This is a genomic window from Streptomyces sp. NPDC096205 (genome assembly GCF_044763135.1).
Taxonomy (GTDB): Bacteria; Actinomycetota; Actinomycetes; order Streptomycetales; family Streptomycetaceae; genus Streptomyces.
Genome location: NZ_JBIWFS010000005.1, coordinates 49,730 through 63,759, shown reverse-complemented (window position 1 = coordinate 63,759; position 14,030 = coordinate 49,730). Strand labels below are relative to the sequence as shown.

The 14,030-nt window shown below is 68.5% G+C and carries 8 protein-coding genes; 4 read left to right on the top strand and 4 right to left on the bottom strand.

Annotated elements, in window-relative coordinates; translation table 11 throughout:
* Window positions 1–392: 392 nt before the first annotated feature.
* Together ACIQ6Y_RS19540 and ACIQ6Y_RS19535 are read right to left on the bottom strand one after the other, a co-directional pair.
* Window positions 393–1,508, bottom strand: a complete 1,116-nt coding sequence (locus tag ACIQ6Y_RS19540) for a fatty acid desaturase family protein (protein ID WP_404040266.1) — start codon at window positions 1,506–1,508, stop codon at window positions 393–395.
* A gap of 7 nt (window positions 1,509–1,515) precedes the next feature.
* Complete coding sequence (locus ACIQ6Y_RS19535; RefSeq protein ID WP_404040263.1) at window positions 1,516–2,571, bottom strand: ferredoxin reductase; 1,056 nt, start codon at window positions 2,569–2,571, stop codon at window positions 1,516–1,518.
* A gap of 86 nt (window positions 2,572–2,657) precedes the next feature.
* On the opposite strand from ACIQ6Y_RS19535, the gene ACIQ6Y_RS19530 reads away from it, so the two are divergent.
* From ACIQ6Y_RS19530 to ACIQ6Y_RS19520, 3 genes are all read left to right on the top strand, one after another.
* Window positions 2,658–3,797, top strand: a complete 1,140-nt coding sequence (locus tag ACIQ6Y_RS19530) for a helix-turn-helix domain-containing protein (protein ID WP_404040260.1) — start codon at window positions 2,658–2,660, stop codon at window positions 3,795–3,797.
* A gap of 560 nt (window positions 3,798–4,357) precedes the next feature.
* On the top strand, window positions 4,358–4,696 hold the full coding sequence (locus ACIQ6Y_RS19525; RefSeq protein ID WP_404040257.1) for a thioredoxin family protein: 339 nt from the start codon (window positions 4,358–4,360) through the stop codon (window positions 4,694–4,696).
* 135 nt (window positions 4,697–4,831) lie between these two features.
* Window positions 4,832–5,227, top strand: a complete 396-nt coding sequence (locus tag ACIQ6Y_RS19520) for a hypothetical protein (RefSeq protein WP_404040254.1) — start codon at window positions 4,832–4,834, stop codon at window positions 5,225–5,227.
* Window positions 5,228–5,361: 134 nt separating this feature from the next.
* Here ACIQ6Y_RS19520 and ACIQ6Y_RS19515 read toward each other — a convergent pair whose 3' ends face one another.
* Window positions 5,362–5,802: a hypothetical protein gene (locus ACIQ6Y_RS19515; RefSeq protein WP_404040252.1), complete on the bottom strand. Its 441-nt coding sequence runs from the start codon at window positions 5,800–5,802 to the stop codon at window positions 5,362–5,364.
* A 170-nt stretch (window positions 5,803–5,972) separates the two neighbouring features.
* Window positions 5,973–12,215, bottom strand: a complete 6,243-nt coding sequence (locus ACIQ6Y_RS19510; RefSeq protein WP_404040250.1) for a DNRLRE domain-containing protein — start codon at window positions 12,213–12,215, stop codon at window positions 5,973–5,975.
* A gap of 956 nt (window positions 12,216–13,171) precedes the next feature.
* Between ACIQ6Y_RS19510 and ACIQ6Y_RS19505 the strand changes: the two genes are divergently transcribed.
* Window positions 13,172–13,675 (top strand): GNAT family N-acetyltransferase, encoded by a 504-nt coding sequence (locus tag ACIQ6Y_RS19505; RefSeq protein WP_404040248.1) that lies wholly within the window; start codon window positions 13,172–13,174, stop codon window positions 13,673–13,675.
* Window positions 13,676–14,030: the final 355 nt, after the last annotated feature.

Here is a 14,030-nt window from a genome sequence, read left to right as displayed (position 1 = left end):
ACCGCCGCCTCGCCGAACTACTCGTGCCAACTCCTCCGACCGCGCGCAAGGTGAGTTGGGGCAGTGGGCGACGAGTGATCGCGTGTGGACCGGCGTACTCGGCTGCGCTGTTGGGCCCCGCATCTCTGTGATGCGGGGCCGAACAGCGCGGTGGTGGGACCACCAGCATCTGATCGGGCGCCCGGACCAAAGCGCCCCGCCTGGAACAGGTGGGCCTTGCCCACCAGGAGGAGCACTTGTACCAGATCCGAGCGATGTGGCACGCCTGGCGCACCGGACACCGGGCTGCCCGTTCCCCTGTCGTACGGTCAGTTCTCGCGGCCGCCCACCGTCAGCAACGGAACCCGGCGGTGCCGCCGGTACGGGCGAGAGATCTGAACCGATATCGGGAATCAGGCCGCGAGTTCCTGCTCGCGGTCTTCCGCCTTGACCTTGGGCTTCTTGTTCGGCAGTGAGAGTCGGCAGACCTTGCGCCATGCGGAGAACACCTGCATGGGCAGCGGCCCGGTGACGTACTCAAGCTCGTACTTCTCGAACAGCGCGCGCACCTTCACCGCGACCTCGGCGTACCGGTTGCTCGGCAGGTCCGGGAACAGGTGGTGCTCGATCTGGTGCGAGAGATTGCCGGTCATGAAGTGCATGGCCTTGCTTCCGCTGATGTTCGCCGAGCCCATCATCTGGCGGAGGTACCACTGGCCGCGTGTCTCGCCCTTGATCGACCGGCGCTCGAAGACCTGCACGCCCTCGGGGAAGTGGCCGCACATGATCACCGAGTGGGACCAGATGTTGCGGACGAGGTTCGCGGTGAACGTGGCGGCGAGCGTGGGGAGGAACGAGGGGCCCGACAGCAGCGGGTGGATCACGTAGTCCTTGAGCACCTGCTTGCGGATCTTGCGGCCCACGGCCTTGGCCCGGGCTCGGAACTCCGGGTTCTTGCGGCGGCGCTTGCTCAGGTTTTTGCCGAGTTCCAGGTCGTACGCTGCGATGCCGTACTCGAAGAAGCACGCGTTGATGAAGTTCCACAGTGGCTGGCCGAGGTGGAACGGGTGCCACCTCTGGTCCTCGTCGACGCGCATGATGCCGTAGCCGAGGTCGTTGTCCTTGCCGATCACGTTGGTGTACTTGTGGTGCAGCTCGTTGTGCGAGTGCTTCCACTGGTCGGACGGCGAGACGTGATCCCATTCCCAGGTGGTGGAGTGGATCTTCGGGTCCCGCATCCAGTCCCACTGGCCGTGCAGGATGTTGTGACCGATCTCCATGTTGTCCATGATCTTGGCCACGGACAGCCCGGCTGTGCCGATCAGCCAGGCGGGCGGGAAGAACGAGAACAGCAGCACGCCCCTGCTGGCCAGCTCGAGCTTGCGCTGCGCCGAGATGACCTTGCGGATGTAGGCGGCGTCTTTCTCGCCACGGCTGGCGATCACCTCGTCGCGGATCGCGTCCAGCTCGCGGCCGAGCTCCTCGATCTGCTCCGCGGTCAGGTGGGCGGTGGGGTCGATGGCGGTCAAGCTGCTCCTACCGTTCGATGTCGCAGGGGCCCGCGGCGGCGGACACGCAGGTCTGGATGAGGACGCCCGGTTCGGCCTCGGTGATCTCGCCGGTGCGCAGGTCGCGGACGGCACCCGCCTTGAGCGGCGTGGTGCAGCCGAAGCAGATGCCCATGCGGCACCCGGACGGCATGAGCACGCCGGCCTCTTCGCCGACGTCCAGCAACGGCGTGGCGCCGTCCGCGTCGACGGTCTTGCCGGTGGCGCTGAACGTGACCTCGCCGCCGTCGCCGGCGACGACGATGCTGGGGCGGAAGCGTTCGGTGTGCAGGCGTTCCTGGACGCCGTGCTCGGTCCAGTGCTCTTCGGCTGCGTCGAGCAGGCCCGTGGGTCCGCAGGCCCAGGTCTCGCGCTCGGCCCAGTCGGGCACGAGCTCGTCGAGCCGGGCGATGTCGAGCATGCCGTCTGTGTCGGTGTGCACCTCGGTGAGCCGCAGCTTGTTGTCCGCGACCAGCTCGTGCAGCTCCTTGCGGAAGATCACGTCGTGCGGCTGTGGCGCGCAGTGGACCATGACGACGTCGTCGAATTCGGTGTCACGCAGCATGCCCATGACGGGCGTGATGCCGCTGCCGGCCGTCAGGTAGAGCACCTTGGGGGGCTTGGCCTGCGGCAGTACGAAGTCACCGGTCGCCTGGTCGAGCTGGATCAGCGTGCCCGGTGTCGCCCCGCGGACCAGATGGTTGCTGACTTTGCCGTCCGGGATCGCCTTCACGGTGATCGTGAAGCGGCCGTCCTGGCGGTTGGCCGGTGAGGTGATCGAGTAGGCACGCCACAGGCGCACCCCGTCGACGTCGACTCCGATCCGCACGTACTGACCGGCTGTGTGGCCGCGCCAGCCCCGTCCTGGTCTGATCACGATGGTCGCGGCGTCACCCGTCTCGGGGTGCACGGCCTCGATGCGCCCCCGCAGGTCAGCGCCCGCTCGCAGCGGGCTGAACAGGTCGAGGTAGTCAGACGGCAGCAGCGGCGTCGTGACCGTCTCCAGTAGTTTCCACGCCCTGCTGCGGAGGGCTGTACTCGTCATGGCTCCAGCTTGCTGCGCCTCAGGGTGTAAAGTCCTGACCGCGGGACGTAAATCTGGTCGGCTGAATTGTTCGCAGGGAACAAAACGTGAGCCATGTGATCCGGAGGGCCAGTGAACTGGCCCTGGATGAGACGACGGTCACGGCACTTCGGGCCGCACTCAAGACCACCGCCGACGAGGTCGTCCAGGCGATCATCGACGAGGTCCCGCCCTACGCCAACGCTCTCTCGGGCCACATGGGCGCCACCATCCGCCGAGCCGTCCGCACCGCCCTGGGGCACTACCTGGACCTCGCGAGCGGGAACGCCACGGGCGGCGACGGCGGTGACGCCGCCTACGAGCTGGGCCGCGGCGAGGTCCGCGACGGCCGATCGATGGACGCCCTGCTCAGCGCCTACCGCGTCGGTGCCCGCGTGGCCTGGCGAGGCCTGGCAGCGGGGGCCGTACCCGCAGGCTTGCCCGCCGCCGAGGTCGCCAAGTTCGCCGAGCTGACCTTCGCCTACATCGACGAGCTCTCCGCCGCGAGCGCCGCGGGCCACGCCGACGAACTGGCCGCCCGCGGCAGAGAACACGAGCGCCACCTCGAGCACCTGGCCCGCGACCTCCTCGCCGGCGCGAGCCCGGACGTGCTGCTGGTCTCCGCTCAACGGGCCGGATGGCAGCCTCCCGGTTCGCTCACCGCGGTCCTGCTGCCGGCTGCCCAGGCCCGGCCCGCCTACCGCACACTCGACCCGAGCACCCTTGTCCTCGATGATCTGCCGGACGCCACAGGTGTGCTGCTCGTTCCCGACGCCGACCGACCACATCTCTTGCGGCAGCTGACCGACCGCACCGCCGTGGTCGGCCCGGCCCGGCCATGGACGCGCGCGTCCGCCTCGTACGCACGCGCCGCACGCGCGCGCTCCCTGTCCTCCGACATTCGCGACACCGAGGACCACCTGCCCCAGCTGGTGCTGAGCGCCGACGTGGACGCGCTCGCAGACCTGCGTGCCCGAGCCCTCGCACCCTTGCGGACCTTGCCTCCCGCGACCGCACGGCGGCTGGAGGAGACGTTGCGGGCGTGGCTGCTGCACCAGGGCAGGCGGGACGAGGTGGCGGCCGAGTTGTTCGTCCACCCCCAGACGGTCCGGTACCGGATGTCGCAGCTGCGGGAGCTGTTTCCGGATCTCGCATCGCCGGACCGGGTCCTTGAACTGACGCTGGCGGTGGGTCTCCGGGGCAGCTGACGCGTATGTCGACCGTCCACGACCGCGTCCGCGAGCGGTCCAGGAATCGTGCCTCGTTCTCCGTGCCATCGCTGGTTCATGCGGCCCCGGAGAAGGGCGGCAACTGGCCAGCTGAGGCCGGGGGTGATGCGAAGAACAGGCATGGCCTCGGGAAGCCCGTCGGGGCACTGTCTCTGAGAGGCGCGGTGGCGGGTACGGCTCGAGCGGATCCGGTGGACGATGTGCACCGGCCCGCTCGTGGACGCGCTCGGCGCGCATCTGGTCGGTGATCTGAGCTGCTATGGCCTGGAAAACGGCTTTCATGTCATCGCGGAGGCCGCTGCCCTGGCACGAGCTGATCCACGGGCGGGCTGCGGGCTGCGGCTGGGAGACTGGCGGGGCGGCCAGGCAGGTCACCAGGGGCGGAGGACCGGGCCGCTCGCGCCGGGGACCCCCGTGGTTCCATGACGGCGCCGTGCCTTCCTTCCGACATGTCAGCCGGACGACCGACCGGGCCGGCCTGGCACACTGCGCAGGGGATGATGGGGGCGCAATGGCGGAACGTGATGTCAGGAGCTTCCATGGCGAAGCCGGTTCACCGGCCCCGTGAGGACGCGGAGTTCGATTTCATCCTCGGGATGAGCGGAGTTCCGGTCCTCGCCTACTTCATCGGGACATGGCCCAAGGCGATCGAGCCCTGCCGGATGATGGACCTCGTCGTGGGCGGCATCGCCGACGAGTACACGGGCCGCCTGACGGTGCTCCGCGCCGACATCACGCGTTGTCCAGCCGCAACCGAGCGCTACGGGATCACCGGCGCCCCGTCCTGCGTTCTGCTGAAGGAGGGAGAGGTGGTGGCGCACGGCACGGGGCCCATGAGCACCGCCGAGGTGGGGAGCTTCCTGGACGGCCACCTCTGAGTGGCGGCATCGGAAGGTTCATGACGACGTATCACAGCGCCGTGATCCACCCTCCAAGATCGCTCGAAGGCAATGCCTCAACTTTTGGGGCCAGCCGTTGTCTCGGTGAGGAAGGGCAGTCTCTACAGTCACCGCATGGCCACCGAAGACGAGCCCCCATGGCACCCCGACATCACCGCGATGCTCACCGACCAGACGAGCGCGTGCAAGCCAGCACGCGAGGCCATAGCCGCCGGCGCCGAGGTAAAGGTCTGGGACAGCGAGGTGCCCCAGTGGATGGTCGCCGGTATCGCCGCAACGAGGTTGAGACGGTCGTTGAAGCGCGGCCTGCAAGAGACCATCGGCCTCGACGAGACCGTTGAGATCCTCGCACGGCACCGCGGCGAGCAACTGCGTACCGGGACCATCCTCGCAGCAGACCGGCTCTGGTTCTTCAACCTGTACTTCGACGCCACCGGGACTGAGCTCCTGGCGTGCAGCGGCGTCAAACGCCCTCGGAGGCCCAGCACGCAGGGCTCGTTCGAGCCCTGAGCTGATCCGCATCCGCCCTCTACCCGACCGCAGTCGCCTCTACCTGCAGAACCACAACCGCACCGGATCACGCGGAGAACAGCGCGAAATCACGGTGAAATGGTGGCTGACCCAGCGAAAGGGCCCGCAGTGATCTACGGCTGAACGGCGGGATCAATCGCTCTCACCACGTGACCACCCGTGGTTCCGCCCGTGCATTTCCAGACCGCGGTCTCATGGGTGTAACCCACATGCAGACCGCGGTCGTGCTCGCCGCAGACGGGCCAGGTCACGCGATGGTGGCTCATGACGAATTCCTGCACTCCTTCCGCCACAGCGCCCAGAACCTCTGCCGAATCGGGTGTGGAGACCTCCGCCGACTTGATGTGGACCACGCCGACCGGTCCCAGGTCCGGGTCGCGCACGTAGTCGATGTAGCAGAAGTCGTCGCCGGTGGCCGCTTTCCCGGTGTCTTGCTCCGCCGACCTGGTGACCGTCTCGAAGGCCGATCTCGCCATGGAGAAGGTTCGCGCGGTCCAGGAGTCACAGAACTCCGATTCCGCGATTTCTCCGCGCTCGTCGTACAGCTCGGCCATCCACGTCAGTACCTCCTCGGGGAGCTGCTCCCCGTGCCGCCAGACCGCTCGCAGCATCCGGTCCTGCCAGTCCGAGAAATTCGACATCCTTGCTGCCTTCCGATGGCAATGAGAACCGGGGGAGAAGTGGCTGCCCACTTCTCCCCCGGCGGTGATCAACCCGAGGTGTCTCAGGTGAAGAGGGCGTAGACGTTCAGGGTCGGGTTCCTGACGCAGATGTTCATGACGGTGAACTTACCGCTGAATTCGACGTTGTCCGTCCAGTCGAACCAGAAGGTCATGCCCATGGCTCTGTACTTCCCGCGGTCCGACTCCGGTCTTCCTCTCCCGTTCGGGACACCCCAGGAACCGTGGAAGACGTAGGTGCCCGGCTCCAGGTGGCCGTAGCTCTGATTCCTCTTGGCGTAGTACATCGGAAGGACGATGGTGTACACGAACTTCAGAGCGCCGTACTTCTTCCAGATGCTCTTCAGCTTCACGTACCAGGTCAGGCTGCACTTGGACTTTCCGGTGCAGTTCCTGCTGATGCCGATGGTGTAGTTCTTCGTCTTCTTCGTCTGAGTACGGTAGTTCAGCTCACCGCTGGTGTCCGACTGACCGATCGGGTCGGCGGGGTAGATGTAGGCGCTGGTGTTGCCGCCGTACACCGGGTCGCTCTGGAGGAAGCGGCCGGTGGTCGGGTCGTAGACGCGGACGCCCATGAGGGTGTATCCGGCCAGGCCGTCGGTGGCTTTCTGGTAGGCGCCCAGGGATCCGTACTTCGCCGCGGCGGCCGTGGCGTCCAGCGGGTTGCCGTACTCGTCGTAGCGCTGGACCGCGGCGGCGGACGTCGCCAGGTCCAGCCGGACGGAGATGTCACCGTGCAGGTTGGCCAGTTGGAGGACCGTGCCGCCGGTGGCACCGGTGGTGACGGCCAGGCCGCCGGAGAGGTCGGGGACATTCCGGCTGACAGCGGAGGCGGAACCCGCGGTGGTGACCGTCCAGGACGGAGTGTCGCAGCCACAGTTGTAGTGGTTCACCGTGGTGCTCGTGGTCGACCAGGTCGCGCCGCTGTCGCTGGTGGTCGCGGTGGCCGAGGAGGCCAGGCGGCCGGCACCGTCCAGGCCCCAGGTGGTACGGGTGGAGCCCACGGTCTCACTGGCCACCAGGTCGTTGGTGTAGTAGGCCAGGGTCTTGCCCGCCACCTGGGTGGTGCGCCCGAAGGCGTCGTAGGTGTAGCCCCCGGCGATGAGGCGACCCGCGGTGTCGTACGCGTACGCCGTGCTGGAGGTGGTGGGGGAGGCGCCCGCGGCCGTGACCGTGGTGGTCAGCGAGGTGCGGTTGTCGTCCGTGTCGAAGGCGTAGGCGCGCGAGGTCGTCGTCGTGCCGTCGTCGTCGGTGGCCAGGGCCAGGCGCCCGGAGGCGTCGTAGCCGTAGGCGGTGGACAGGGTTCCGCCGTCGGTCTGGGTGTGACCGGTCTGCTTGCCGTGGATGGTGTAGGTCGCGGAGTCGGAGAGCACGGTGGTGCCTGAGGAGTCCGCGTAGGTCACCGACGTCTGGTTGCCCGTCGGGTCGTAGGTCGTGGCCAGGGTGTAGCCACCGGGGAGGGTCTCAACTGTGAGAGCGCCGTCGGCGTCGCGGGCACCGGCCGTGAACGTCCCGGCGACCGAGTCGGTGATGGACCGGGCCTGGCCGGTGGTGGCGTCGTAGGTGTAGGTGGTGGTGGACGGCACCGAGTCGGACGCCCTCACCGGGCGGTCGAGGATGTCGTAGGTGAAGGAGCTGGTGCTGCCCGACCCGTCGCTGTAGGTGAGTGTCCGGCCCAGGGCGTCGTACGTCGAGGTGGACGTCTTGCCGTTGGCGGTGGTGCCGGCGACCTGGCCGGTGGCCCCGTCGTAGGTGATGGTGGTGGCCGGAGTGCCTGTTCCGGTGCCGCCGGTGACGGTCGTGCCGGTCGGACGGCCCGCCGCGTCGGGCGCGGTGGTGGTCGTACGGGTCACGCCGTTGGCGGTCTCGGCCTTGGTGACGACCTGGCCCCACCGGCCGTAGGTGTAGACAGTGGTGACGGCCTGGGCGGGGTTGGTCCCGCCACCCGAGATGGCGGCGGCCGGGGCGGTCCTGCAGAGCAGGCCGTCCCACTCGGTCGAGGCGCAGGCGCCGGTGGCGTGCGCGTCGTAGTAGGTGTACACCAGCGTGCCCGCGTCCGAGCCGGACGACTTCGGGGTGCGGGTGGTGGCCACGCGGCCCGTGCTGTCGTAGCTGGTCACCTGGCCCGCGGACTCGCCGCCGCCGGTGGTGGCCAGTGCGGAGCCCGTGGACCAGTCATAGGTGGTGGTCGTGGTCTTGGTCTCCGCGTCGGTGGCGTAGCCGGCGATGGCCGCGCCCGTGGTGGAGGAGGTGACCAGGTCGGAGACAGCCGCGTCTGCCGGGGCTCCCTCGTCGTAGGCGTAGGAGGTGTGGGCACGGGCCGGGATCACCGTGCCGGCGGCCAGGGTGGACTCGGGGGTGGTGCCGGTGAGCTCCGCGGCCAGGGTGATCTGGTGCAGCGGACCGTACTCGTCCGTCACACGGGTGCCGTCGGCGGAGTACTCCAGCACCGTGGACAGCTGCTGGGCGCGCTCGGCGGTGGACAGATCGGTCAGGCCCAGGGCGGCCAGTTCCGTCGCCGCGCCCGCGGAGGTGCCCAGGGCGAGTTCCCTGTTGCCGGCGGTCAGGTCGGAGGACTCGTTGCCGAGCAGGTCGTACTCGGTGGTGGTGATGGCACCACCCGGGCTCAGGGTGTTGGTCTCCGCTCCGTTCGCGTTGATGTAGCTGATCGTGGCCCGGGAATAGGCGCCGGCTGTCAGGTCGGCGCCGGTGCTGGAGGCCGGAACGCTGTCGGCGGGGAAGAAGGCGGTGGCGTCGGTGGGCGCCTCGTCCTGTCCCCAGGTGGCGACCGTCGCGGTGTCCATCTGGTACGGGGCGGCGGTGCCGGAGACCGGGACGTCGTAGACGACGGTGGTGGTCGCCGTGCCGGACGTGGTGCTCGCGGAGCCCGCGGCGAGCGCGGCACGCGAAACCTTGAGGAGCATGCCGGACCCCGAGGTCAGGGCCGAGCCGGCCGTGCCGTAGGTGAAGGTCCAGGGCAGCTCGCCCGGCTTGGTGTACGTGGCTACGCGGCCGTCGGTGCCGTAGGTGTACTCCGTCTTCAGCGAGGGGCTGATGCGCGGGTCCCACACCTGGCGCAGCTGGCCGGAGGCGTTGTAGGCGTACGAGGCGAGCGTCTCGGAGGTCGAGGCGGAGGCACCGGGGGTGGTGGCCCACAGCTTGACGGCCGAGACCTGGTTCAGATAGTCGCCCAGTGTGCTGGAAGTGGCCGTGGTGGCCGGCGCGTAGACGTACTCCAGTACCCGGCAGCCCTTCGTGGACGGCGTCGTCTGGCAGGTCGTCGCAGTCGCCGCGCTCGTCGGCGAGACCACGTACCTCGGACGGGCCAGCTTCTTGCCGCCGACGTCCACCGTCGTCGAGAAGACCGTGACCGTCGAGTCGTCGACCGCCGAGGCCGACGAGAACACCGTCCACGTCGTCGAGGCCGGGTCCGCCTTCGCGAACACGACCGTGTTGGCGTCGGTGTCGGTCAGCGTGAACATGTTCGTGGTGGTCGAGTAGATCAGCGTCAGGGACTCGGCACCGATCTCCGGCTGCCAGCCGCCGCTGCTCGTCTCGGTGAACGCGATCGCGCTGCCGTCACCGGCCAGTACCTCGACAGAGGAGCCGGAGGTCTCGCGGATCTGCGTGTAGTCGCTCGACTCGGCGGAGACGGCCGACGTCCAGCCGGGGCCGAAGATCTGCGCCTGGCCCTCGGTGTCGGTGCTGTTGGTACGCGAGGAGAACGTACGGTCCACGCTCGCGGCGAACGCGGAGGCGTCGGTGGCCGACAGGGTGAAGTCACCGGTGAGTTCGTTGACCTGGCCCGGGCCGATCTGATTGGTGAGGGCGGCGCCCGCGTCCCGGTCGAGGGTGACCTCGGCGGTCTGCGAGTAGCCGGTGGTGGTGCCGTTGGTGAACGCGGCCCGCAGCTGGACCACGCCGTCCTCGGCGAGGGTGGAGACGGTGTTCCACACCAGCTTGGTCGCCGTGCCGCCGCTGACGGCGACGGGCCAGGCGGAGACGGCGGAGCCGGAGGCGGTCACGTCACCGACGGGCACGGTGTGCCAGATGTCGGTCTCGCCGCGCCGGTACTGCCAGGTCACGCCGGTGTAGGTGGTGAGGCCCTTGGCCGCCAGGGTGACCCGGCGGGCGGTGGTGTCGCCGTCCTGCGGGGAGAGGATCGCCGCGCCGTCGGCGCCGACGCCGAAGCTGTAGGCGGTGCTGGCGGTGGAGAGGTTGCCGCCGGAGTCGATGGAGCGCGCGTACAGCGTGTGCCAGCCGTCCGCCGGGTTGATGCTGACGGTCTGCGGGTCGCCGCCGGTGCCGTTGGTGGTGTCCAGCTTCGTGTTCGCCACGGACGCGTCGTCCAGGCCCCACTGGTAGCCGGCACCGTCCGTGGAGGAGGTGTCGAGGGTGCAGTTCACGGCGGCGGAGGCCTTGGCGGTCCAGCCGTTCTGGGTGTACGTGTCACAGGTGACGGTCGGTGCGACCGGCTTGGCCGTGTTCAGCACGAACGTCGTGTAGCCCGACCACGACCCGAAGTCCGCACCGTCGTACGCCCGCGCCCGGTAGCGAAGATGGCTGCCTGAGGGGAAGGCGGAGGCGGAGGGGATGGCCAGGGTCGAGGTGGAGCCGGAGGCCACGGTCTTGCCGTACGCCGTGAGGGAGTACGTGGTGTCCGCGTACACCGGGTCGGCGGTGATCTCGTACTGCGCCTGGACGTTGGCCCCGTCCGGGTCGGTCACCTTCGACGACAGGGTCGGGGTGAGCGAGGTGACGTAGCGCTTGCCGTTGTAGGCGTTGACCTGCGAGGGCGCGATCGCCGTCGAACTGGGCACCGCCGGGTAGGAGTTGTACGTCACCGTCAGGTGCGGCTCGGTGGAGCCGTCGCCGGAGACGTAGTTGGCGGAGCGGTAGCGGCGCCACGTGGTGGAGTCGGTCTCCGAGGCACCCGCGACACGGACACCGTAGTTGGTGGAGCCGTCGGCCCAGGCCTGCACGATGGCGTCGATGTCGAAGTCGACGGTGCCGGCCGGGCAGGAGTCGTTGTAGCCCTTGGCCGCCGTGCTGGTCACCGCGCCGGTCGTGGTGGTGGCGGGCTGGTCGCCCCAGGTGATGTCCGGATTGGTCCAGGCCCCGGTGATCCGCCGCACCTGCGTGCCCGCACCGGTGGTGGCACAGGTCGAGGAGTAGTACGAGTACAGGGCGAGGTTGGTGTCGGTGATGTGCTTGCCCGTGAACGCCGACACGTCGAACTTCAGGTAGGCGCGGGCCTTGGTGGTCCCCGCGTCGTACGTGCCCGACTTCAGCTCCTCCGAGGAGACCTGGGAGTCGGGGTAGTTGGTGGCGACCCAGGTGTCCGCCGAGGCGGCGAGCGTGCTGGTGGGGTCGACGGTGACCGGGTAGGTCAGCCTGTTGTCGGTGAAGTAGCTCGCGTCCGGGGTGAGGACCAGGGTCTGCGACCCGTCCTCGGCCGTCTCCACCTTCGTGGCGACGCGGGCCTGGTGCTTCGACTCGCCGGACCTACGGTCCTTGGAGGAGTCCCACATCATCGGCGCGGGCGCCTCTGCGACCAGCTTCCCCGCGGCGTCCTTCAGCAGCAGGTGACCGGATTCGGCCACCGACAGCTCAAGTCCCTTGAGCCGCATGGGTATCCGGTACTCCAGCGGACCTTTGGGCGCCTTGTCCAGGACAACGTTCTGGCTGAACCCCTGCGACAGCGCGGTGACCGTCAGGGTCTCGCCGTCACCGAGATCGTAGGAGGCGGTGTCGTCCTTCACCGAAGGTGTCGGAAGCTTCGACTCCCAGCCCATCCCGAACGACTTCGCGCCCTTGGTGACCGAGGCGAGCGCGGTGTCCCCGCCGTCGGAGACCGCGATGTCGGCGGCGGCCACCTCCGGCTCCAGCGCACTGCCCTCGTCGGCCAGAGCGGTGTCGATGTTGCGCCAGACGCCGTCGACCTTCTGCCGGATCGGCGCCGCGTACGTGGATGTCTGCAGCTGCCCATTGGGCAGGGCGTACGTCGTCGAGCTGGCGGAACGTTTCGCCAACACCTCGATCCTGCGGCCCTGCAACCGGGCCATCAGCAACGCGGCGGCCGTCGAATCGGCCGAAGACGCCGTCGACTTGGCGGACTTGCCCGCGGCCGTCGCCCGCGTGGTGGCGGAGTCCGCGGCGGCGAAGGCCTGCCCGCTCCCCAGCGACACCAACGCCGCCTCGGCGACCAGTACGGCGGCGACGGCGAGAGCGGTGCGTCTTGGCGATATGCCCGCGACTCGCGCCCTTCCTCGTTGTCTGAATCTCAACACGACTCCTGTGATCGCACCATGACGCCTGATACGCCATGGGCTGCGTGATCCTAAATGGAGGGAAGCGGTGAAGATCACCAGCGATGCGGTCACTCCGGGCGGAGCCCTCTAAATCGTTACGTCATCTTGCCTGTCAGTCGCTTGACCTGCACAGGTATGGGTCCCATAAGTTCCGGGACGGCGGCGGAGTGCGCGCGATGGTCGCGCTGCCCGCGTGCGCATGTGGGGCGATTTCCGGCCAAGGGCCGACATTCATCGATGTCGTACTTGACCGCGAGCTGCCGGGTGCGTCGGTATGGAAACGTGATGTGGAGTCGGTGCTCTTGTCCTGATGCGGACGACGGCTCACGCCACTCGCGCCCGCGCGGAAGGCCATGCCGATCTCGGTTCCGTGAGGGAACAGGGGCGGTCCTCCTCTTGCCTGACTCCGGTGACCTCAAGAGCGACGTTGCCGCGAGCGTCGATGTGGTGCTCGAACTGCTCGGTGCGAGCCGTAACGCAGACACGTAGGCGCCTTCGATGCTCCGGAATGTCTGTGCTGTGAGCAAGGCTTCTCCGATTCGCTGAGTGATGTATCCGATGCGTGGTGCACCCGCGTTGAAGGGTGGCTGAGTGGTGCGGGCCTCGGCGCGGGGTCCAGCAGGAAGACGATCGGCAAAGGTTCTTGGGGGCTGGCCGCGACGGTTACGATTCGAACCGGCGTCCTCCCCTATGCGGTGAAGGCGCGACAACCGCTGCTACGAGCCCCGTCCTGCCTGCGATATAGGAGCGCCCGGCCCTGAGCGCTCTGAGTTTCTCTAGGAAGCCGTTGCCCTACCGATCACGGAGTCTGTCGATCGAACGGGAGTTTCGATCCGTTGGTCGCGGGCCCTGCCCGGCACTAGCCAGGGCCTGGCGGTATGCGGGGAAAATCCAGGGGAGCGGACGGCCGCGCGCTGCTACGGTCGGGCGCCATGAGCTGGCTTCCCGATGACTTCGTCCACCCCGTCCTGGTACCGCTGCCGGGCGGTGGTCATCACCTGCGGCCGATTCGGGAGGCGGACGCCCCGCTCGACTATCCGGCTGTGATGGGTTCGCGCGAGCGGCTGTGGACCATCTTCGGCCCGGCCTGGGGCTGGCCCGCGCCCACCATGACCTACGAGGCCGACCAGGCCGACCTGTTGCGGCACGAGAAGGAGATCGCCGCACACCAGTCCTTCAACTACGCGCTGTTCGACGCGGAGGAGACAGTTCTGCTCGGCTGCGTCTACATCGACCCACCGGAGAGAGCCGGCGCGGACGGCGAGATCTCCTGGTGGGTGGTGGACGAGCTGGTGGATAGCAAGGTCGAACAAGCCCTCGACGCGCTGGTGCCGCAGTGGATCGCCGCCGACTGGCCGTTCGAGCAGCCGCGCTTCCTCGGCCGCGAGATCTCCTGGTCGGACTGGCTCGCGCTGCCGGAACATCCCGACACGTAAAAGCTTTTCGCTCTTGAGCGGTGGTGCTCGAGCGTGGATTCCCGGTCGGGTGTCCTGTCGGGGCCGGAGCATGAAGGCGGGGCCTCCTGAACAGCTCGTGGATGTCGAATCCATAAGACAACGGGAGGCCCCTGCGCTGCACTCTTCTGTGCCGATCGCCGGGTGGTCCCACTCGGCCGCTCCGTCATGTGATGCCTCGCGTACGTGTGCGGCAACGCGGCTGACCGACCCAAGCGGCAGCGCCGGTACCCGACGGACATGACGGACACGGAGTGGGCGGAGGTCCGGCCGCTGCTGCCGGTGCCGGGCTGGATGCGCGGGCGGGGGTGCCGGCCGGAGGGATACTGCCACCGCG

What these genes read in the sequence shown, in the direction of transcription:
- ACIQ6Y_RS19505 (WP_404040248.1), top strand. Translation starts at nt 13,172, where the DNA reads ATGAGCTGGCTTCCCGATGACTTCGTCCACCCCGTCCTGGTACCGCTG.
- ACIQ6Y_RS19515 (WP_404040252.1), bottom strand. Translation starts at nt 5,802, where the DNA reads ATGGCCGAGCTGTACGACGAGCGCGGAGAAATCGCGGAATCGGAGTTC.
- ACIQ6Y_RS19520 (WP_404040254.1), top strand. Translation starts at nt 4,832, where the DNA reads ATGGCCACCGAAGACGAGCCCCCATGGCACCCCGACATCACCGCGATG.
- ACIQ6Y_RS19535 (WP_404040263.1), bottom strand. Translation starts at nt 2,571, where the DNA reads ATGACGAGTACAGCCCTCCGCAGCAGGGCGTGGAAACTACTGGAGACG.
- ACIQ6Y_RS19525 (WP_404040257.1), top strand. Translation starts at nt 4,358, where the DNA reads ATGGCGAAGCCGGTTCACCGGCCCCGTGAGGACGCGGAGTTCGATTTC.